The organism is Lactobacillus kitasatonis DSM 16761 = JCM 1039 (assembly GCF_000615285.1).
In the GTDB taxonomy this organism is placed as follows: domain Bacteria; phylum Bacillota; class Bacilli; order Lactobacillales; family Lactobacillaceae; genus Lactobacillus; species Lactobacillus kitasatonis.
On the sequence record NZ_BALU01000014.1, the window covers coordinates 1 to 21,437 of the forward strand.

Consider the following 21,437-nt stretch of genomic DNA (forward strand, 5'->3'; position numbering starts at 1 on the left):
TTTTTATTACGCAAAAAAGGCTCATTTTTTTCTGAGAAAATAAAAAAGAAGCAAAAACTTGCTTCTTTTAATCAATTATTAATAATCTATTACATTGAACCCTTGAATACGCCCCATGATTGGTGGAAGTAGTCGTAACCTGAGTAAATAGTAAAGATCAATGCTAAGTAAATTAAGATAGTACCAATGTACCAGAAGTTACCAATCAACAAGAAAATGATTGAAAGCATTTGGCAAGTGGTCTTAATCTTACCTGGCATCTTAGCTGCCAAAACTTGGCCTTTGTTTTCTGCCAAGATTAAGCGCAAACCAGTAACTGCTAATTCACGGCAAACGATAATTGCTACAACCCATGCTGGAGCAAGCTTTAAGTCAACTAAGTAAATAAATGCAGTCATAGTTAACATCTTGTCTGCCAATGGATCAGCAAACTTACCAAAATTAGTAACCATGTTACGTGAACGAGCAATATGACCGTCAAACCAGTCGGTTGCTGAAGCAATTGCGAATACGATCGCAGCAATTACTCTACTCCAGTAAACGGTGTAACCTGCAGCTACCGTGTGTGCATCCCCACCAAAAATTATAATTAACATAAATACTGGAATTAAAAAGATTCTAAATACAGTAAGTTTATTAGGTAAATTCATTATTCTTTACTTCTCCTAAGCCTTAATTACCATTGTCTCCGTTGTCGCCACCGCCGTTGTTACCACCAGCGTTACCTTGGGTAGTAGTTGATGATTGCGTAGCAGATGATTGTTGTGTTTGTTTGCTTTGTTCATTAGCTTGACTACTTTGAGTAGTTGATGATTGCGTACGGCTACTTTGAGTTTTAGTTCTGCTAGTAGTGGTTGTTCTACTTTGAGTTTGGCTGCTTTGAGTATTTGAACCACCGTTGTTAGTAGAATTGTTATCGTTTGTGTTGTTTGAATCGTTTTGGGTATTAGAATTGTGTAAAGTTCTCTTAGCCTTACCAATCAACAAAGTAATGGTACGGTATGCATTGTTTGGTGCATAAGGAATCTTCTTGCCACCGATGGTAATTGAAGTACCATTGTCGTTACCTAAAGTTATTACTACTCGTTGTACATTAGATGGGAGAGACACAGTATGCTTTTGCTTAGCGATTAAAGTTGATTGCCAAGTAGTGTTGCCGTCAGTAGATACGCTAGCAGAAATATTTTGAGTTGAGCCTGCACGAACAACTAAACGACGGTTATTCTTCAAACCAGTAACACGGTATTCGTTATCACTGATCTTCTTAACCCTAACTTGACTTACAGCCACCTTCTTAGCTGGCTTCTTTGATGAAGAAGATGATGATTTTTGTGATGAAACAGTTACACCACTATTATCTGCTTCATTTTGTTGACCACCAGATGATAAGCGTGCATATAAGACATATACAACCAAGATTACGATAATAACACCAAGGCCGATCGCAATCCGTGGCAAGTAATTCTTCCACAGATTCTTCTTATTATCAGTAGTCTCACGTACTTCTTCACTCTTATTGTCAATCGAGTTTTCTACGTATTCATCCGGCTTGGATTCAGGAATATCTTCATGATAGTCGCTAAGAAGTTCCTTACCATCTAAGCCAACAACTTGAGCATATTGTCTAATAAATGCTCTAACGTAAAAATCACCTGGAAGCTTATCAAATTCATTGTTTTCAATTGCTTCAAGATATCTGCTTTGAATCTTAGTTGCCTTTTCGATATCTTGAATTGAAAGTCCTTTAGCCTCTCTAGCGCTCTTTAATTTATCTCCGATGTCTGCCATATTTACCTCTTCAAAATTAAGTTTAACAAATTGAGTATACCATAAAAATTCACTTGCAACGTCTTAGTTATAAAAGCCAGCCGCCAGTTACATAAATAGTTTGCCCTGTTAAGTAGCCGCTACGCTTATTTAACAAAGTCGTTACCCAATATGAAATATCATTTGCTTTAGCCCAACGCCCCATAGGAATCTCATCTTGTACTTCCTGAATCGTATCTTCAGAAAAGATGGCATTCATGTTAGTTTTAACGGCACCTGGAGCAATCACGTTAACCGTTAAATTATTAGATGCGACTTCACGAGCATATGCCTGGGCAAAACGCGTTAACCCGCCTTTAGTTGCGCTATAAACAGCCTCAAGCGCGCTGCCTGCGCCGCCATAAACGGATCCTAGATAAACTATCCGACTATAGTCTTGCCGCATTAATTGCGGTTCTAACAGCTTAGTCAGTTTTATCGGTACAGTAAGGTTTACATTGATTAACTTAGTAATGTTATCAAGTGTTTCATCGCCTAAAAAAACGTACTTGGTAATTCCTTGAGCAAAGACAGCTGCATTTACTGGCAAAAGCTTTTCTACAAAGTCTGCCAGCTCAGCATCACTTGATGCAAAATCCAATTTAATTGTAAAAAATCTTGACTAGGATATTTAGCAAATAACTCTTTGCCTAGGTCCAATGCCGTTTGCTCATGTGAATTGTAGTGCAAGTAGAGCGACCAGCCTTCAGCGGCTAAATCTCGGCAAATCTCTTGCCCGATTCCACCGGTTGCACCAAACACAATTGCTCGCTTCATTCAATATCACTCCCTATCAGGATCTAAATAAGCTGAACAAATTGTACTATCTTTCATCAATTGTTTGCATAACTGATTAAATTCGTCAAAGCCCATTACTTGTAGCTTCTTCAAATTCAAATCCAAATTTTCATGATCCAGATTTTCTTCAATCATTTCAATTGCCAAAGATGAAAGATCATTCATTGTCCTAACAGTACGTGCTAACCATTCTTCTTTTTGCAAAGCAAAATTCTTCTCAAGAAAATGATATTCTTCAGAATTCTTGGCTACTGGCTTAGTCAACTCACGCTTTATTTCTTGAATTGCTTTGTCAGCTTGTTGGCTTACACCAAAAATGGTCGTAAAATCGCCCTGTCTAGTGTAATTAACTGAGATTTGAAGCGGATTGGTCAATATTTGTTTATCTCGCATCTCTTCAAACCAAGTTCCCATCACACTTAATTTTGATTCTAACATTATTTCAAGCAGAATTTGAGTCAAATCCAAACTTGATAATACTTTCTTAAAGTTTTCAAAACGAATACCAATTCCGAATGCTCTAGAATTTCCCTTTACAGGCAAAACGATGTCCTTCATTTCACCCACGGGTGCTTCTTTTTGATCTAGTTCTACCTTAGCAGCTTGGAAGTATTTTTCTTGTAATTTTCCAACTTGTCTCAAGATCGTCTTAACTTGGTTATCTGAGAAATCGCCACATGCAATAAACTGCATTTTTGCTGGGACATAATTCTTACTATAAGCATCAGTTAAATTACTTTTATTTACGCTAGCAATTGATTTTTCTGTACCAACTACCTCGACGCCTAAGTTAGAATGACCAAACATCTCAGTCATAATGGCATTATTGAGGCCCCAAATAGGATCGTTTTTATACATTGCCAGCTCTTGCGTAATAATTGGTGCTTCCTTAGCTATGTTTTGCTTGGTGAAATATGGCTGGCCAACTAGTTCAAACAACAGATCAATCATTTTAGGCGTATGGTTAATGCCGCTGCAATAAAACATTGTTTCATTGAACGAAGTAAAGGCATTTACATCTGCACCGATTTCTTCAAATTTATGAGAAATGTCACCATCTTTTTTAGCAAATAATTTATGCTCTAAAAAATGGGCTGAACCGGCAACTTTTTGTGGATCACTGCTACCAAAATCAATAATAATGCCAAAAAAACGTTGATAAAAATGCGGTTTTAAAATCACTTCGGCCTTAAAGCCTGATTTATATTCTCTTTTAATTATCTTAGGTATGATCATTTTAAAATATAGCTTTCATTAAAGAATAGATTTTTAACAAAATCGACTAATTGATGAGACGTTGCTCGTTTAATTGCAGCTGCACGATCAAAATTCGTATACTCAGGAAATAGTGCACTGCGCAGGGCCTGTCCTAACTGCCAGTTTTGTCCATCTAAGCCAATCTTAGTGTTACGCTCAAGCGATTTTTTAGACTTCTTAAACAAACCCTGATCAATCTCTCCATCTGCTATCCGTTGCATTTCATTAAATACGATTCGTTTAGCATCTTCGATTTTAGCCGGATCAAGTCCAGCATTTATCAAAAACAAATTGTTATTAGCAAAACTATTTGCTTCTATATCATAAGCTGCGCCTAGTTCTTCACGAATTTGATTAAATAGCTTTGAAGATTGATCACCAGCTAAATATTGACTTAATAGTAAACCGGCAATTTGACCTTGATACGTAATTTTTTGCTTAAAACCAAAACCCATTAATAATTGTGCTTGAGCATTATCTTGCTCTTCCGTCTTTTCAAGTGGATTATTTTCTGCCGGAATAGTTAAATCGTCTACCTCAAATTGTTTGATAATGCCGGCACCTCTAAAGTATTGGTTAACCAATTTGGTTAATTGATTATTGTCGCGGGCCATGCCTAGTACTGCCATGGGCACGTCGCGCAAGCTGCTAACAAAATTGTTCATTTCGTCTAAGCCAGCATCTTTGATTTCTTGAATTGGCCCCATAAAGTTTTCCGCATAATCAGGGTGATCTCGATACCATAATTTAAAGAAACGATCGATGGCATAATTAGCTGGCTGTTCCATTAGTTCATTATAATCTTCCTCCAGCTGGCGCTTTGCATAAGCAAGTAAATTTTGATCATATGAAGGCGACTTAATGATTTGACTAAGCGTCTCAATTATTTCATCATATGTATAATTTGGATCAAGAATTTCAGCTGGTTCTACAAAATTAGCATAATAAGTAAGAATGATCTCTTTACCAAAAAGCTGTGGTAATACATCAAATTGCAGATCGTACAGCTGGGCCAACTTCTGTTGCTGAGTAGCAATCGTTGGATAAGCCAATGAAGTGTTCATCTGCAAGCGTGCAAGCAAACTAGAAAAGGCAAGATTGTGACTAGTAAGTGGCAAACGCAAAAAACAGCCCACTACGGCTGTTGTAAATTTTTTATTTTTTCTAATTTCAATATTAGTTGTTAGCATTGTTTGAGTTACCTTCATTCTTTACTGGTGGCACCAATACTTGGCGCGGCTTTGATCCTTCTGATGGACCAACGATTCCTTTGGCTTCCATCTCATCAACGATTCTAGCCGCACGGTTATAGCCTATTCTAAAGCGTCTTTGCAGCATTGATACACTGGCAGTTTGCTGACGACGAACCAAATCGACAGCTTGATTATAGAACTCATCTTCTGGCTCGTCATTATTGCTACATCATTTGATGTACTCTCACCTTTTTTAGGAATCATTGTTTCATCGTAATCGACTTTTTGCTGTTTCTTAACCCAATCAATCACGCGTTCAACTTCATCACTAGCAATATAAGCTCCTTGAACACGTTCAGGTTTTGAAGCACCAATTGGCATATAAAGCATATCACCACGACCCAGTAGTTTCTCCGCACCAGTTTGATCCAAAATAGTTCTTGAATCTACACCACTAGAAACGGCAAATGAAATACGTGATGGGACGTTGGCCTTAATTAAACCAGTAATAACATCAACACTAGGACGCTGAGTAGCCAAGATCATATGAATCCCGGCAGCACGGGCCATCTGACCTAAACGAACGATTGCTCCTTCAACATCGTGGCCACCCACCATCATCAAATCACTAAGTTCGTCAACCACGACCAAAATATAAGGCAATGGTTTCATAGCTAGCTTAGTTTTATCCTGGTTGTTTTCAGCAACTTTGCGGTTGTACTCATCCATGTTTCTAACGCCGCCAGCAGCGAATAATTTATATCTGCGCTCCATCTCTTTAACGACTTTGCGTAAAGCGTTAGAAGCCAGTTTAGCGTCCGTTACGACTGGAATTAGCAGATGAGGTACGCCATTATAAACCGACAATTCTACCATTTTAGGATCGATTAAAACCAGCTTAACCTCTTCTGGTCTAGCCTTCATCAAAATGCTGGCTAAAATCGTGTTAATCGCTACAGACTTACCTGACCCAGTAGAACCGGCAATCAACAAGTGCGGCATTTTAGTTAAATTAGCTGAAATGATGCTTCCTGTAACATCCTTACCCAAAGGCACGTCCATTGGAACTTTTTTAGCCTTTTTATCTTGATGTTCCATTACATCTTTAAAGGATACTACGGAAGTTGCTCGGTTAGGAACTTCGATACCAATAAAAGGTTTGCCCGGAATAGGCGCTTCAATTCTGATATCTTTAGCTGCTAAAGCAAGGGCTAAATCATCTGCCAAGTTAACGATTCGACTAACTTTTACACCAACGGCAGGCTGAACTTCATACCGCGTAATTGTTGGTCCTAAAATAGCCTTTTTAATGATAACTTTGACGCCAAAACTCTTAAACGTAGATTGCAAGATCTGCGTATTTTTCTTGATCAAATCACGGTCAGCACTTTGGTCGGTCGACTTAATTGGATCAAGCAAGCTAAGCGGCGGCATTTTATATGCCCTATTAACGGGTTCGTTTGTCTTGAGCTCCCCATGATCTACCTGGTCTAATTCTTGCGCTAATTTTTTATCTTCATCGGCAAATGAATGAGATTTAGGCAAATCCTTTTCAGACTCACCGTGTTGAGGGGCAATTTGAATCTGCGGTTCTTGCTCTGGTTCGGGTTCAGGAGCAACATCTTGTACAGCTGGCGTAGTATCTTCCGTGCTCTCCTTTTCATCGTCATCATCAGGATCAAAATCGGCTACGTCAGGAAAGATTGGCTTATCTGGATCGGCGGGCTCATCTTCTTTTTTAGCTAAATGCGCCTGCTTTCTCTTTTCAATGGCATCCCCATACTTATCCTTTAGCTTTGCCCCCACTTCTTTATTTCTTTGAATAAAGAGTTGGCTGATCGACTGGAATTTCTCAATAATTGTTCTAAACTTCACGTCAAAGAACATGAGAACACCGATTGGCAAAAGCAAAACGGCAAAGACATTGATACCAATTTGTCCAAGCAATGGATAAAAGATCTGATACCCTAATGCTCCAATAAAGCCGCCACCAACGCTCTCTGTTACGCCAGCTCGGCCAAATTCCGCAGACATTGCATGCCAAAATGAATTCAGAAAGCCACTATTGACTAATTCATGCTCAAAATACAAATTACTTTGTAATAGCAAGACACCAACAAAAGTTAGGCTCAAACCAACAGAACGCTTAACGGTCAAATGAATTGGCTGATTATAAATCAAATTTACCAAACCAAATAATGCCAACAGACCACTAGCAAATAGATATGAGTCGCCAAAAAGCATTCGAATTACGTTAGCAATTTGCTTGCCTAAAATGCCGAACCTCATAAACGCCAAAACTGATACTAAAATTAGTACCAGTCCTACAATGCTCCAATTTAAGCTCTGCTTTTTAGCCTTGCTTTTATTATATTTTCTTTTTGTTTTTGTCTTTCTCTTTTTCCTTTTTACAGGCATGTACTCACCCTAATTAGTGACTAAAAGTTGGCCTTGAAGTTCAAGTTGACAGGTTTATCAAATGTAACTTGCGTAACTTCGTAAGTCAAAGTTTCAATATATTCAACTAATGGTCTACTAAGCAACTGCCAGTCAGCATTACTAATATCGGAACCATCACCATGGTAGTCCTTCAGTTGAACAATTTGGTGAATTGCACCGCTTACTTCAAATTCAACTGGCTCAGGAATTACATCAAAGAAAACAGCAACGTCGTAGTAACTACCGTTTTCTTCTGAGTGTTCATCATCACCACTAACGTCCAACTTTCTGATTCCTGGGTTAACTTCACTTTTAGCTTTAGCATTTTCATCAGTTAAATCATAGTGGAATGATTGTACTGTGACAGGTGTTTGTTTTTCAAAATCCATTATTTATTTTCTCCTAAATTACGTTCATATCTTTCTGGACGATCATAGTCATCCTTTAACTTATCATTTTCGTAGTGGTGGGTTATTTCCATGTTTGGAAAACCTTGTTGGCGTAATGCTTCAAGTAAAACCATTGCCACTGAATTAGACAAGTTATAGCAACGAATATTGTCAGACATTGGAATTCTTAAATTGCGATCATAATATTCACGCATAAATGTTTCAGGTAGACCAGTAGTTTCCTTACCAAAGACAAAGTAATAATTCTTGTTTTTATCAGTGTAATCTACTTCTGAATAATTCTTTGATGAAAACTTTGAAATAAGATACATTTCATCGTCTGAACCTAATGTCTTCAAAAATGCATTTAAATCATCATGCATATGAACTTCAACTTTATCCCAATAGTCCAAACCAGCACGCTTCATTTTTTTATTATCAATTTGAAAGCCTAATGGTTCAATCAAATCTAAAACAGTATTTGTACCAGCACAGGTACGTGCAATGTTACCAGTATTGGCTGGCATCAATGGTTCATATAAAACTACGTGATTTGTCATTCAAAAGCTCCTTAATTAAAAAAAGCGTAGCTTTTAAGCCACGCTTTAAAACTATTTAGCAGTATCTTTCGTTGTTTTATCTGCATCCCCCGTGGTTAAAGAAGCAGCATCCGTTTCGCTAAAAATTTCAGATTCTCTTCGATAGTAATTGTACACGCGAGACACAATAATCTTCAAGACTGCATAAATTGGAATTCCAAAGATTACACCCCAAAGTCCCCAAACGGAACTGGCACCAATCAAAAGTAAAATTGTAGTAACGGGATGCATCGCCATTTTGCTACCCATAATCAATGGACTCAAAACTCTTGTTTCAATTGTTTGCTCTATGATAAACACAACTAAAACCTTAATCAGCATTGAACCAGAAGTCATAATCGCAATTACGATTACAGGTACCAAAGCAATTGGAGTACCAAAATATGGAATCACATTCAAAGATCCAGCTAAGACCGCCAGGGCCGCACCATAAGGCAAGCCAACAAGCGAATAACCAATCGCAAACATTACTCCAACCCAAAAGGCAATAGTAATTTGACCACGAATATACGAAGCTAACGCATAGTTAATGTCATAAAGCAATTTGCTAAAACTAGGTTGCCACTTTTCAGGTGCAAATTTTGTAATGTATGGACGAAGTTGATGACCGTCTTTTAACATGAAGAACAAAATAAACGGTGCAGTAATCAAAGTCATTACGATCATCGTAATGATGCTTACAGCAGAAGATATATTACCTAAAGTAGCATTAATAGTACTTTGACCAGACTTAAACAAAGTCTTCTGCGTATTATCAATCATGTTGTTAAGGCTGCCCTTTACTGAATGCAAGCGCGGATCTCTTAAAGCCTTCTGCGTTGCACTAACAGCATCATTCCAAATATGAGGCCAATTTCTAACCAAAGAATTAATCTGATTTTGAACGATTGGCACCAAAATATTGATAATCCAAATTAAGGCAACGATTACGAACAAGAATAAAAAAACAATTGTTAATACTCTTGGCACTTTAAATTTCTTCTCCAGCCAGTCAACTAAAGGGTTCATAACATAGTACTGAATAATTGCTAGCAATAATGGTGGCAAAACTGCACTAAAGAAAACCCAAGCTGGATTTAAGACAAATGATATCTTATTGAAAACCCAGATAATTAAAAAGGACAATAAGATGTTGACTAAAACAATACTAAAACGATTATTTAAAAACCACTTTTTAAATACTGTTTCGCCCTTATGTTTTTGTGTATAATCCATCTACCTGTCCTAATTATTAAATGTGCTCGTAAACAATATCATCGTCTACCTTAAAGTTAGGCATTGGTTGAGCTACATCTGGATCAAAGTAAACAGCGTTAGCTAAAGGTGCCTTTGATACTGGACGGTTGAAGAATAAAGTAGCGTGCCCCAAGGCCTTCATGTTGCTTTCAACCATTGGACCTACATAGTTTGCTACATAAGTTTGACCGTCAACAGTAATGGTGTCGCCTTTCTTGAAGACAAAGCCACTAACTGGGGTGCTTTCGTCGAACTTTTGGATAACTGAAACATCTTCAAGTTCCTTGTTAGCACCCTCACCGAATAAAATTACCATGCCATCTTTGCTATCGACAGCTTTTTTACCAATTTTCTTAATAGTTGAAATCCATTTCATAATAATTATCTCCTTAAAAATAATTTTAGCATAAGAAAAGCTGCTTAAAAACTTAAGCAGCTTAAAAATCATTGATTATTTTAATTATTTTGCTTATGATACATTAACCATTTTCTTGCTTCATCAAGAAGTACTAATGGGATTGGCAATAAGAACAAGAATAGCCAATCTGAAGCGAATAATGGCGTAGTGTTAAATAATTGACGAATACCTGGTGTTACTGTCAAAACAAAGAACAAGCAGATTTCAAAGACAATACCGTACCAGATATTCTTGTTACTAAACAAGCCCTTCTTGAAAATAGAAGTCTTATTGGTACGACAGTTCAAAACGTTGGCAATCTGAGTAAAGACAATCGCACCCAAAACCATGGTAGTGGCACGCATGTAAACTGAACCACTTGCATCTAAACCTTTAGCTGGCCAACCATTTTGCCAGTTAACAAAGAAGTATGCCCCACTTGAAATTAAACTAGATAACAAACCATACCAGCAGAAGGCTTTAATCATAACGCCTTTGTTTAACAAGTGCTCACTACGTTTACGTGGTGGCTGATTCATAATATCTGGATCAGCTGCTTCAGCACCCAATCCCAATGCAGGTAACATATCAGTACCTAAGTCAACGGTCAAAATTTGCATAACCGTCATTGGCAAAGGAATAAGACCACCTGAGAATAAGAACAATACTGAAGGAATAGCTTCCGGAACGTTTGAAGTCAAAATGTAAGTTAAGAACTTACGAATGTTGCTGTAAACGGCACGTCCTTCTTCAATAGCAGCGACGATTGAGGCAAAGTTATCATCTGTCAAAATCATATTAGCTGCTTCCTTAGCAACATCTGTACCAGTTTGTCCCATTGCAATACCAATATCGGCTTGTTTTAAAGCCGGGGCATCATTAACACCGTCACCAGTTGAAGCAACAACTTCACCATTTGCTTGACAGTTCTTAACGATCCGATACTTTTGTTCAGGTGCAACACGAGCAAAAATTACTTCGCCCTTCAAGGCTTTACGTAATTCATCATCACTCATCTTTTCGAGTTCATTACCTGAAATTACGCGAGCTTTATCAGAGGTTAAACCAATTTGAACAGCTACTGATTTAGCAGTCAACTTAGAGTCACCAGTTACCATGATGATTCTAATTTTAGCTTGGTGACAACGTTTAACGGCGTCGTAAATTTCTGGACGAGGTGGGTCACTCATTGTAGTCAAACCAACAAAGATTAAATGACTTTCTGCCTCATCAATTAGCATCTTGTTAATATCTACATCACGATCAATTACACGATAAGCTAATGCCATACTACGCAAGCCACGTGAAGCATATTCGGCATTTGCTTTTTTAGCACGAAGACGATCATCATCGGTCATTTTATGAACCTTACCATCAACCTGAATACGATCACATTGCTTAATCGTGTCACTAAATGACCCCTTAGTGAAAATAATGTATTGTGTATCATTCCAACGGTGAATCGTTGACATTCTCTTACGATCAGAATCAAATGGCAATTCACGCAAACGTGGGTATTTAACCAAAACTTTTTGCTTATCAAAACCAGCCTTTTCAGCCATGATGATCAATGATGCTTCTGTTGGTGTACCCAAGATCTTAGGCTTACCGCCATCCTTAGCTGGTTCAACAGACGTATCATTGTCCAAGGCAGCAATTTGAACTAACTTGTGCAAGTCTGGATTTTCTTCATACCACAGTTGCTTTTTGTTTAATTCAATTTGACCATTGTTAACATAGCCGTTACCTGTTACTTGGTATTCATTGCTTGGAGTCCAAATATAGTGAATGGTCATTTGATTTTGAGTCAACGTACCAGTTTTATCTGAACAAATAACTGTCGTTTCACCCAAAGTTTCTACGGAATTTAATTCCTTAACCAAAGCATGTTTTTTGGCCATCCGTCTTACACCTTGAGCCAAACTCAAAGTTACCGTAGGAAGCAAACCTTCTGGAATAAAGGCAACGATCATACCCAATGCAAAGATAAAGGCTTTAGCAAAAGGATATTTAACAAAGAAAATTGCAGCGATTAAGAAGATGACACCAATCGTAATCGCAATAATTGAAATTTGTTTGGTCAAACGATTAAGTTCAGCTGTTAATGGACTGGACGTCGTCGTTTGCTTCTGTGTCAAACTAGCAATTCGACCAAATTCAGTATTCATACCAGTCGCAAAGGCAATTGCCCGTGCAGTACCGGCACCAACGGTAGTACCTGAATAAACCAGGTTACTTTCTGCATAACTACCTTCACCAGGATCATATTTAGTTGTCTTAGATTCTGGTACTGATTCACCATTCAATGCACTTTGATCAACTTGCATTGAACTAGCTGAAATAATTCTGGCATCTGCTGGAATAGAATTACCTGCTTGTAGAACAAACACGTCTCCTGGAACCAGCTTTTTACTATCAATCTGCACTTTTTTACCGCCACGGATTACATCAACGTACGTCGGCAACATATTATTCAGTGCATCTGTGGCTTTTTTAGCGGCACGTTCCTGCCAGAAACTAAACAAACCATTGATAATATTAACCAGCCAAATAGCAATTCCTAGTTCAACAGTACCTGAAACTATTGCAATGAATCCGGAAATCCAAAGCAAAATTGCCATTGTACTAATAAAGTTTTTAAAAAATGTTTTCCATTCAGATTCTGCAGCGGCCTTTTTAATAGTATTTTCGCCATACTTATTCAGTCGCTTTTCAGCTTCTTCTGGCGTCAAGCCATCGGCAGAGGAATGTAGATTGTCAAAAACGTCTTTAATATCAGTTTGAGCATATAGTTCACGGATCTTTTTTTTGTCCATTCTACATACGCCTCCTTAAAAATTATTCGCTTATACTTATAGGTCTAACTGTATCACTTTTTATGCAAAATAGTCATAATCAGCCCCCCTTTTCCCATGGTATACTTGTTTTAGTTAATATTTTTTATATCTAAAATGGAGGCCACATATATGAAGGTTTTAATCGGCGGATATACTAAAAAAACTTCAAAAGGAATTTACGAATTACCTTTTACTGGTGAAAATAGCGATGCTCGTTTAGGCAAGGCTGAAAATATTGTCAGTGTTGGCGGCCCTACTTACTTCCAAAAAGATGGCGATTTAATTTTTGCAATTAACAATGCCGGCGATAAAGGTGGTATTAGTGTCTTTAAAGTAAACAAAAGTGGCTCAAACGAAGTTGATCGCTACTTAACACCTGGTTCTTCCCCAGCTTACGTAGGCATTAACCGCGATAAGAAATGGCTTTACACTGCTAACTACCACACCGCAGTCTTATCAGTATTTCGTTATAATGACAGCGGCAAGCTTGATTTAATCACTACCACAACTCACAAGCCAGAAAGCTTAGGTCCTCGTCCAGAACAAGCAGACGGTCCTCACCCACACTTCTTCGACGAAACTCCTGCTGGCAACTTAGTATGCTGCGATTTGGGTAACGATACTGTTGATTTTTATCGTCTTGAAGACAACGAATTAAAGCACCTAGCACAATACAAGAACAAAGCAGGTTTTGGTGATCGGCACATTGTCTTTTCTAAAGACGGCAACTACTTCTACGTTGTTGGTGAACTTTCCAGCAAGATTAACGTAGTCAAGTTCAGCGAAGACACCTGGGACTTTGAAGATATTGCTACCTACAAGACTATTCCAGACGACTTCACTGAACACAACGGTGCTGCTGCCGTTTACATTAGCAACGATGGCAAATACATCTACGTTTCTAACCGTGGTCACAATTCAATCGCTGTCTTCAAAGTAAACGATGATCATACTTTAAGCTTAGTTCAACGCGTTTCTACTTTCGGTGACTTCCCACGTGACTTTAACTGGGATGAAAGTGAAAAATACCTTGTAGCCGCAAACCAAAATTCTGATAACGCAACTCTCTACTTGAGAAATGCTGGTACTGGAACTTTAACACCTATTCAAAAAGATATCGAAGTGCCTGAAGGTACCCGCGTTTTATTCACTAAATAATTTTTTCAAGCTATGGCAAAAAGGTCATAGCTTTTTTATTGTCAAAAATTAAAGTAGAATAAAGTTAAAGACTATGTATAGAAGGTGACGAAGTGAAACAAAAAATTATTCGTATTAGTTTATTTATTTTAGGCAGCATATTAGGTTTGCTTCTCTTATACAAACTGTACTTAAGCTACCTACCCGAATTAAGATTATTAACTAACTTTGATCACAATAATGAAGAATTACTAGTAAAAATGGTCCGTAGTCACGGAATCGAAGATCTAGCTTTTCTATTTGTTTTAAATGCTATTTGTGTAGCCATCCCGGGTTTATCAAACGGTATTTTCTGTGTATTAAACGGTATTTTGTACGGACCGGCATTTGGCTTTATTATTAATTGGATCAGTGATATCTTAGGTCAGATCATTCTGATGGAACTATTGCGGAAATTATATGATCTGAGAAACATCTCGCACAGCAAGATTTATAAATTGCTAACGATGCAAAAATATCCAATGATTGCTTTAACGATTGGTTATCTGATTCCATTTATCCCGAGTGCGACGGTTAGTTATGTCAATGTCATGATTAACAAAAACCAATTCAAGAAGCAAATCATTCCAATTGTCATTGGTGTTGCCCCATTTGCTTATATTTACGCCTACGGTGGCGACTCCATCCTGCACTTAGACAGCAGCCGTATCATCAAGGCCGTGATCATGTTTATCGTCATTGCCTTGATTGCCGCAGTAATTTTATTAATCATGAAAAGTCTTAAAAAGCACGCCAAAAAAGCTTGAGCATCGCTCAAGCTTTTTATTTATGGTTTATTTCAAATTAAATCAAGTTAGCTTCCTTGAGTAATTCTTCAACCCAAGTTCTCTTGATCTTCTTCATCCCGGTCTTCACAGCTAATTTTTCAGGAAGTGGCATGTCTTGATCAACCAACTTCTTCTTGTCTGACATGTAGTACATAGCACGAAAAAGTTGACGAATGTCGTAGATTGAGTCAAATACTTCTGGAACACCACGATCAACGTTAAGAAGTGTGTAGACAGCTTCCATAGCAGTTCTTACTGAGTATTCAGTGGTGAAGACAGTATCTCTGGTTGGTGATTCAGCAAAGTTACCAATGAAGGCAATGTTTACAGAACCATCTGGAATAACAGCTGGACGGTCACCATCATGACGAGGCATGAAGTAACTAGTGATGTATGGCATGTAAACAGGAACAGTGTTCATGTTTTCTTCACTAGCCATTTCACTAATTTGACTTTCTGGAACACCTAAGTGGTACAAAAGTTCTTCTGCAATTTCCTTACCAGTACAGTCAACAACTCTCTTCTTGATGTAGTTACCTTCAGTGTCTGAGTAAAGTGCGTAGATCCAAATAACAATTTGGTTTGGCTTTTGACTCTTGAAGTGTGGTTGACGGTGAATGGTAAAGCTAAGTTCCCAGTTGGAGTCAACGATAGTGATAATACACCAGTGTTAACCTTGCCATCGTACAAACTACGTTTAGTTAAACGTTCAAAGTATGGAGCAAGCTTCTTGTTTTCCAAAGTTGAAGTTGCGGAAACAAACCAGCTACGTTCTGGAATATTTTCACAGAAGACATCTGGGTGACCAAATTCAGGATCTTGTTTGGCCAAGTTTTCCCATAACTTCCAAGAACTACCCTTAGCGTGAGTAATTGGAGCTGGAGTATTTTGGTTACCATAAGTTGAACTTTCAGTAATTGAACCATTGGTAATGAAGACAATGTCATCTGGAGTCAATGGAATTTCAGTTTCCTTGCCGTTTTGGGTCATAATGATCTTCTTGGCAATCTTTTCATTGCTTCGTGATCTACCTCGACGTTTTGTACATGGCAGTCATATTCAAATTTTACACCATGGTCTTTAAGGTAAGCAAGAAGTGGTTTAACCATTGATTCATATTGGTTGTACTTGTTGAACTTCAAAGCAGTGAAGTCTGGCAAACCATCAATGTGGTGAATAAAGCGCATTGCGTAACGACGCATTTCAGCTACTGAGTGCCACTTTTCAAAGGCAAACATGGTTGACCAGTATGACCAGAAGTTAGTCTTAAAGAATTCATCGCTGAAGAATTCTTCAATAGTTTCTCCTTCAAGTTCCTTTTCAGGGGTCATGATTAATTTAACAATTTCGTTAGCACATTTGCCTAAACCATATTGACCATCACTTGGTAAACGGTCACCACGGTTGTAAATCAAACGACAATTTGATGAGTTAGGGTCTTCTTTATCAAGCCAGTAATATTCATCAAGATATGATGCACCTGGAATTTCCAAACTTGGAATTGAACGGTACATATCCCACAAACATTCGAAGTGGTTTTCCATTTCACGTCCACCACGGACAACAAATCCGGCATTTGGACGATCTGCACCATCAAGTGAGCCACCTGCTACAGGAAGTTCTTCTAAGATGTGAATACGTTCGCCCTTCATTTGGGCATCACGTACTAAGAATACTGCTGCAGATAATCCAGCTAATCCACTACCAATAATGTAAGCAGATTTTTTATCTACACCTGCAGGCTTTTTAGGATCTGCAAAGGCTTCATAATTACCATTGGAATAATACATAAAGATGTCCTCTTTTCTGTACACGAATAGTTTTATATTACACTTATAATTCTAAAGAAAACGGTTTCTTTATGCAAGCATTTTAGTAGCAAATCCTAATAGCTTTAGAATTTTTTATTAATTAGTCCTTGCCAGAGTTTTTGCATATCAGCTGGATCGGGAATTTCGACTGTTTTATTTTTCTCACTGTTGAATGGATCAGGAAAACTCAAATAAAAGCAATTTAAAGCCTGTCTTGAAAAAGAATCCTTTATTCCATACAACTGATCCCCGTAAAGAGGATGTCCTAAATAAGCCATATGAACACGAATCTGGTGCGTTCTACCTGTTAACAAGCGTAATTCGACTAGGCTAGCTCCCGACACCTGTTTAAGAACCTTATACTCAGTTTGAGCAGATTTACCATATGGAATTACTCCTCTTTTTACGCCCGAATCAATTTTGCCAATTGGTTCATCGACTAAACCGGTTAATTCATCATTTTCAAAATTGCCATGTACAATAGCATGGTATTTTTTAATAAATCGTTCTTTGCCAATCTTGCTAAAACGCGCATGAGCCACAGCATTTTTACCAACCAGTACCAGTCCTGATGTATCTCGATCTAGTCTAGTAATTACATGCGGTTTTAGATCTTTTTTCCCTTCTTTGATAAAATAGCCCATCAAACGATTAACAATCGCATCATCATCTTCATAACGTGATGGGATCGATAAAACACCAGCCGGCTTGTTTAAAATAATATAGTTCTTAGTTTCCAAAACTGGTTCGACAGGATTATTAGATGGTTTTAAAAAATCATTTTTCTTTTCTTTACCAGTAACAAAAATCACTTCATCATTAGTTTTCAGCCGAAAACTGGTATATCTTCTTTTATGATTGACTAAAATCAAGCCATTATTATATCTAGCATGTTTTAATGCTTGATGTGAAAATCCTTTTTTTAACAAAAAAGAGCCCAATTTCTTTGGGTCTCTTTCTTGCACAATTAGTTTAAATAAACTAGTCATTCTTGCTATCTCCAATAAATGCATCTTGTACACGTGACCAAAAATGATGGTGGCCAAAACGATCAAATTTAATTGAATGATGCGAAATACGATATTCTATCTTCTTAGCGTTTCTAACATCAATTCTGGCTCCATCTACTGTCATCACGAAGTGATCTGCATTAGGAACAATTGTAATCCATTGATCAGGTGCAATTACGATTGGAGCAGACAAAGTTCTAAACACACGGTTGTTGATTGAAGCAATTTCCGTCATTTGTAATGCTTTTAAGCGAGGATGAATAACTGCACCACCTAATGATTTACTGTAAGCAGTTGAACCTGTAGGAGTTGAAACACAAAGCCCATCGCCACGGAAATTCTCAAACAGCTCATCATTAATATAGACGTCAGCTTCCAGAGTATGCGACACTCTTTTAACGGCAGATTCATTAACCGCCAAATGGTAACGCGTTTCACCAGATTCCGTCAGCGTCTTGATTTCGAGCAATGGATATTTCGCAACTTCACCATCGGTTAATAACAGCGCATCAACCATTTTATCAACATCATAATTACGCCAATCGGTGTAAAAACCTAAGTGCCCCGTGTGAATACCAACAAAGCGCACAGAATCAACTTGATTTTCATAACGATGAAAAGCGTTGATCAGTGTTCCGTCTCCTCCAACACTAATTACCACGTCCGGATATTTAGCGTCAAAAATGACGTTTTTTTCTTCAAGTAATTTTTTCAAATAGGCCACTGTTTTCAGCGTCTTATCATAGTTATTATGCGCAATTGTTACTTTCATGATTTTTCCTTACCCTTGTTTTTGGTAAAAATCTTTTGAGCTTCTTGGACCTCATCTTTAATTGATGACATTTCTTCATCTAGTTTATAAGCAGCTCCAGCTGTAGACTTTAGTCTCTTAGAAATATCGTCTGGATAAACACCCTTGTATTTGTAGTTCAAAGTATGTTCAACAGTAGCCCAGAAATTCATTGCTAAAGTTCTGATTTGAATTTCTGCAATTAAAGTCTTAGGACCCTCTGGCAGATATACTGTGTAATTAATTACCATGTGGTAGGAACGATAACCTGAAGGCTTAGCATTTTGAATGTAATCACGCTCTTCAACTACCTCCATGTCATCTCGAGCGTGAATCAGATCTACAACCTTATAGATATCATCCACAAACTGAGTAACAATTCGAATTCCGGCAATATCTTGCATATCAGTCTCAATAACATCAGGACTGATCACTCTTCGAGTCATTTTTTCTTTAATTGAATCTACTGTTTTTACTCTACCAATTACAAATTCAATTGGTGAATGTTCTCCCTAGTTAAAAAGCCTTGTCTAAGGGAACGAAATTTAACCTTTAATTCGCGAACTGCTTCGTTATAAGGCCACAAGAAAGTATCCCAATCTATGTCCATGAGAAAACATCCCTTTCTTAGCAAACAATATAATTTTAACATATAATGTTGTTGTAGGTTTGGAGGAAAAATTATGAGTAAAAATCGTGAAATCGAAGCAAAGACATTATTGTCACAAGATGTCTATCAAAAAATAGTAAATAGCTTTCCCATTAAAGCAGACTTTGTTCAGGAAAACTATTATTTTGACACACCTGATGATTTGTTGAAAGATCATCGCATTAGCTTGAGAATCAGAATCTATGCTGATCATGCAGAACAAACAATGAAGGTGCCTGACCTTAATCCTGTCCAGAAAAAATTCCATGAAGTTATCGAAATCAACGATAATTTAACTCATGCCCAAGCAAAAAAGTTAGTTGCACAAAAGCAAATTGATTTTCAAGGCAACATTGGAGAATACTTTGATAAGCATTTTGCCGATCAAAAGAATCAATTAAAGCTCTTTACTTGGAGCAAAACCCGTCGCATTTTAATGAATGGGCCACAAAATTGTGAACTAACTTTAGATGTTACATCTTATCCTGATGGCTATCAAGATTTTGAACTAGAAATTGAAAATACTGATCCGGCTTTAATTAAGCAAGTACAAACTGAGCTTGAACATAATTACAGCTTTACGCAAACAAAAGCTAACACCAATCAAAACAAAATTGCTCGCGCAAGCGCTCACAGAAAATAGCATATAGAAAATAAAGCATATTTTTTGTCACTTTTTTTTTTTCTTGCTAAAGTAACAATGAATAAACCAACAAAGAGGTCGAGAGTATGTTTGAGATTTTTCTATTCATCAATCCAATAGGGATTTACTGTTATGATACAGAAAAACTAATTCGCAATACAGTTGATGAATTAGGGATTGATGTTTGCTACCATTACATTCCCATTGCCAATGTTTGCCTTGTAAAAGATGATATCATTCGTAGACGCAAAGACGGCCAAAAATTACCAGATATTAGTAGTATTTCTACTGCAACTTATGAAGCTTTGCGCAACTACCATGCTATCAAATTAAGCTATGGCAATAAAAAGGCACGTCGGTATTTATACGAGTTGCAAAAACATCTAAGCAAAGATGTTTCAGTATATTCACCAGAATTGTTCCAAAAAATCATCGACAAGTTGAACATAAAAGCTTCAACAATAAGCACCATTAAACAAGGAGATTACTTAAGGGCATCGATTGAGGATGATCAAAAACTAGCCAACCAATGGAACATTAAGTCTACGCCAACGATCGTTTTATTTGATGAAAATGATGATCAAAACGGCGTTTTACTGGATGGTCCAGTAAGCCAACAAGGCTTAGTTACTTTACTAATGCCAGGCTGTGAAAAAGACTTTTCTGATTTTCTCCCCTTGCAAAATCACTTACGTCTCATCTAATTGAGACGCTTTTTTTGTAGGTAATTAATTAGTATATTTTCATCGCCAGGATTGCGAAACTTAACAAATATGCTATTCGGCAAATCATCAATGCTTAACTGCTGCTGATACAGCATCTCTGCAACTTTTAAGCCTAATTTACTCTTTTGCTTAATTTGACGTTGAATATACTTTCTTTGATTAACAGGATTGCTAGTATAAGTTTTTAATTTAGGCCTAAAAATCCAGAACTCTTTGATCCCTATTTCGTCTAAAGCAAAATGCTTGGTCTGATAACGGAGCTTACTGGTAACTGCTTCTTGCAAAACATTATATTTAAGGCAAAAACAATTCTTAGTAGGGTTAACTTCTAAATAATAGTTACCCCATTTTTTATTTTGTCTAAAAAAGATCAACTGTGTTTGCTTTAAACTACGCTTCAAATAATGACGTTGTCCTACAATCCAAATATCAGTTATACCAATCTTGTGGTATAAAGAATGCCTGTGCTTGAACTCTGCATCGCTAAGTGGTGCACACTGAATCTCGAATGCTAAATTGTTAGCTGCTAATACATCAGCCCTAAGTTGTCCTTCAGCCAGCGGTATTTCCACTTCCGCATTAAATCCAGCAGCAGTTAAGGCCGACTTAAACAGCATTTTTGATTGATGATGTTCTTCTTTTTCACCCATTAAATTGGTGTAACTGGTCAAATGTTTAAAAAAGGCGGATTTTTTCTCTGAAACTATCAAAATCACTTTTTTATTACAATGCGGACAACGATATATTTCTTGATTTAATCTCTTTTGTCTTGAATTAACAAGATAAGCTTCGCTTACCGCAAGTACTAATTTTTTATTTAACATGGCTGCATACATATTTTTTCACCCATGTCTTATTACGCAAAAAAGAGACGGATTTTTCTTCCGTCTCTGT

Annotated in this window: 16 protein-coding genes and 4 pseudogenes; 4 read left to right on the forward strand and 16 right to left on the reverse strand. The window is 37.4% G+C overall.

The window, feature by feature from the left end:
- Nucleotides 1-89: 89 nt before the first annotated feature.
- From pgsA to JCM1039_RS08695, 11 genes and pseudogenes are all read right to left on the reverse strand, one after another.
- Nucleotides 90-650 carry a CDP-diacylglycerol--glycerol-3-phosphate 3-phosphatidyltransferase gene (gene pgsA / locus JCM1039_RS08645; protein WP_025015452.1) on the reverse strand — a complete coding sequence of 187 codons (561 nt, stop codon included), beginning with the start codon at nt 648-650 and terminating at the stop codon, nt 90-92.
- A 22-nt stretch (nt 651-672) separates the two neighbouring features.
- Nucleotides 673-1,788: a helix-turn-helix domain-containing protein gene (locus JCM1039_RS08650; RefSeq protein ID WP_025015453.1), complete on the reverse strand. Its 1,116-nt coding sequence runs from the start codon at nt 1,786-1,788 to the stop codon at nt 673-675.
- Nucleotides 1,789-1,855: 67 nt separating this feature from the next.
- A pseudogene (ymfI, locus tag JCM1039_RS11365) lies at nt 1,856-2,583 on the reverse strand (elongation factor P 5-aminopentanone reductase).
- A gap of 6 nt (nt 2,584-2,589) precedes the next feature.
- On the reverse strand, nt 2,590-3,840 hold the full coding sequence (locus JCM1039_RS08660) for a M16 family metallopeptidase (protein WP_025015454.1): 1,251 nt from the start codon (nt 3,838-3,840) through the stop codon (nt 2,590-2,592).
- Nucleotides 3,837-5,051, reverse strand: coding sequence for a M16 family metallopeptidase (locus tag JCM1039_RS08665; protein ID WP_025015455.1), 1,215 nt, complete (start codon nt 5,049-5,051; stop codon nt 3,837-3,839). The genes JCM1039_RS08660 and JCM1039_RS08665 overlap by 4 nt, the downstream gene beginning before the upstream one ends.
- Nucleotides 5,038-7,472, reverse strand: a pseudogene (locus tag JCM1039_RS11370) (FtsK/SpoIIIE family DNA translocase). The gene JCM1039_RS08665 and the pseudogene JCM1039_RS11370 overlap by 14 nt, the downstream one beginning before the upstream one ends.
- A gap of 20 nt (nt 7,473-7,492) precedes the next feature.
- Nucleotides 7,493-7,882, reverse strand: coding sequence for a DUF1149 family protein (locus JCM1039_RS08675; RefSeq protein ID WP_025015456.1), 390 nt, complete (start codon nt 7,880-7,882; stop codon nt 7,493-7,495).
- Entirely contained in the window at nt 7,882-8,442 is a 561-nt protein-coding gene (locus JCM1039_RS08680; protein WP_025015457.1) for a tRNA (cytidine(34)-2'-O)-methyltransferase, read from the reverse strand. Before JCM1039_RS08680 ends, JCM1039_RS08675 begins: the two co-directional genes overlap by 1 nt.
- 51 nt (nt 8,443-8,493) lie before the next feature.
- Complete coding sequence (locus JCM1039_RS08685) at nt 8,494-9,696, reverse strand: AI-2E family transporter (protein WP_025015458.1); 1,203 nt, start codon at nt 9,694-9,696, stop codon at nt 8,494-8,496.
- 16 nt (nt 9,697-9,712) lie between these two features.
- Complete coding sequence (locus JCM1039_RS08690; RefSeq protein ID WP_013437460.1) at nt 9,713-10,093, reverse strand: PTS glucitol/sorbitol transporter subunit IIA; 381 nt, start codon at nt 10,091-10,093, stop codon at nt 9,713-9,715.
- Nucleotides 10,094-10,173: 80 nt separating this feature from the next.
- Complete coding sequence (locus JCM1039_RS08695) at nt 10,174-12,930, reverse strand: cation-translocating P-type ATPase (protein ID WP_025015459.1); 2,757 nt, start codon at nt 12,928-12,930, stop codon at nt 10,174-10,176.
- Nucleotides 12,931-13,080: 150 nt separating this feature from the next.
- Between JCM1039_RS08695 and JCM1039_RS08700 the strand changes: the two genes are divergently transcribed.
- On the forward strand, nt 13,081-14,109 hold the full coding sequence (locus tag JCM1039_RS08700) for a lactonase family protein (RefSeq protein WP_025015460.1): 1,029 nt from the start codon (nt 13,081-13,083) through the stop codon (nt 14,107-14,109).
- Between the two features lie 92 nt (nt 14,110-14,201).
- On the forward strand, nt 14,202-14,894 hold the full coding sequence (locus tag JCM1039_RS08705; protein ID WP_025015461.1) for a TVP38/TMEM64 family protein: 693 nt from the start codon (nt 14,202-14,204) through the stop codon (nt 14,892-14,894).
- Between the two features lie 37 nt (nt 14,895-14,931).
- On the opposite strand, the pseudogene JCM1039_RS12965 reads toward JCM1039_RS08705, so the two are convergent.
- The 4 genes and pseudogenes from JCM1039_RS12965 to yjbM all read right to left on the reverse strand — a co-directional run bounded on the left by JCM1039_RS12965 (nt 14,932) and on the right by yjbM (nt 19,136).
- Nucleotides 14,932-16,705 (reverse strand): annotated as a pseudogene (locus JCM1039_RS12965) (oleate hydratase).
- A 104-nt stretch (nt 16,706-16,809) separates the two neighbouring features.
- Nucleotides 16,810-17,715 (reverse strand): RluA family pseudouridine synthase, encoded by a 906-nt coding sequence (locus JCM1039_RS08715; RefSeq protein ID WP_025015462.1) that lies wholly within the window; start codon nt 17,713-17,715, stop codon nt 16,810-16,812.
- Complete coding sequence (locus JCM1039_RS08720) at nt 17,708-18,508, reverse strand: NAD kinase (protein ID WP_025015463.1); 801 nt, start codon at nt 18,506-18,508, stop codon at nt 17,708-17,710. Before JCM1039_RS08720 ends, JCM1039_RS08715 begins: the two co-directional genes overlap by 8 nt.
- A pseudogene (gene yjbM, locus JCM1039_RS11380) lies at nt 18,505-19,136 on the reverse strand (GTP diphosphokinase). Before yjbM ends, JCM1039_RS08720 begins: the two are co-directional and overlap by 4 nt.
- 73 nt (nt 19,137-19,209) lie before the next feature.
- Between yjbM and JCM1039_RS08730 the strand changes: the two are divergent.
- Nucleotides 19,210-19,818 carry a CYTH domain-containing protein gene (locus JCM1039_RS08730; protein WP_025015464.1) on the forward strand — a complete coding sequence of 203 codons (609 nt, stop codon included), beginning with the start codon at nt 19,210-19,212 and terminating at the stop codon, nt 19,816-19,818.
- Nucleotides 19,819-19,904: 86 nt separating this feature from the next.
- Nucleotides 19,905-20,522: a DsbA family protein gene (locus JCM1039_RS08735; protein ID WP_025015465.1), complete on the forward strand. Its 618-nt coding sequence runs from the start codon at nt 19,905-19,907 to the stop codon at nt 20,520-20,522.
- Here the strand turns inward: JCM1039_RS08735 and JCM1039_RS08740 are convergent.
- Nucleotides 20,519-21,379: a competence protein CoiA gene (locus tag JCM1039_RS08740; RefSeq protein WP_025015466.1), complete on the reverse strand. Its 861-nt coding sequence runs from the start codon at nt 21,377-21,379 to the stop codon at nt 20,519-20,521. The genes JCM1039_RS08735 and JCM1039_RS08740 overlap by 4 nt on opposite strands.
- Between the last annotated feature and the right edge of the window lie 58 nt (nt 21,380-21,437).

Coding starts and splice junctions, on each gene's coding strand:
- JCM1039_RS08700 (WP_025015460.1), top strand. CDS start 13,081: ATGAAGGTTTTAATCGGCGGATATACTAAAAAAACTTCAAAAGGAATT.
- JCM1039_RS08715 (WP_025015462.1), bottom strand. CDS start 17,715: ATGACTAGTTTATTTAAACTAATTGTGCAAGAAAGAGACCCAAAGAAA.
- JCM1039_RS08665 (WP_025015455.1), bottom strand. CDS start 5,051: ATGCTAACAACTAATATTGAAATTAGAAAAAATAAAAAATTTACAACA.
- JCM1039_RS08650 (WP_025015453.1), bottom strand. CDS start 1,788: ATGGCAGACATCGGAGATAAATTAAAGAGCGCTAGAGAGGCTAAAGGA.
- JCM1039_RS08690 (WP_013437460.1), bottom strand. CDS start 10,093: ATGAAATGGATTTCAACTATTAAGAAAATTGGTAAAAAAGCTGTCGAT.
- JCM1039_RS08660 (WP_025015454.1), bottom strand. CDS start 3,840: ATGATCATACCTAAGATAATTAAAAGAGAATATAAATCAGGCTTTAAG.
- JCM1039_RS08720 (WP_025015463.1), bottom strand. CDS start 18,508: ATGAAAGTAACAATTGCGCATAATAACTATGATAAGACGCTGAAAACA.
- JCM1039_RS08730 (WP_025015464.1), top strand. CDS start 19,210: ATGAGTAAAAATCGTGAAATCGAAGCAAAGACATTATTGTCACAAGAT.
- JCM1039_RS08695 (WP_025015459.1), bottom strand. CDS start 12,930: ATGGACAAAAAAAAGATCCGTGAACTATATGCTCAAACTGATATTAAA.
- JCM1039_RS08685 (WP_025015458.1), bottom strand. CDS start 9,696: ATGGATTATACACAAAAACATAAGGGCGAAACAGTATTTAAAAAGTGG.
- JCM1039_RS08735 (WP_025015465.1), top strand. CDS start 19,905: ATGTTTGAGATTTTTCTATTCATCAATCCAATAGGGATTTACTGTTAT.
- pgsA (WP_025015452.1), bottom strand. CDS start 650: ATGAATTTACCTAATAAACTTACTGTATTTAGAATCTTTTTAATTCCA.
- JCM1039_RS08740 (WP_025015466.1), bottom strand. CDS start 21,379: ATGTATGCAGCCATGTTAAATAAAAAATTAGTACTTGCGGTAAGCGAA.
- JCM1039_RS08675 (WP_025015456.1), bottom strand. CDS start 7,882: ATGGATTTTGAAAAACAAACACCTGTCACAGTACAATCATTCCACTAT.
- JCM1039_RS08680 (WP_025015457.1), bottom strand. CDS start 8,442: ATGACAAATCACGTAGTTTTATATGAACCATTGATGCCAGCCAATACT.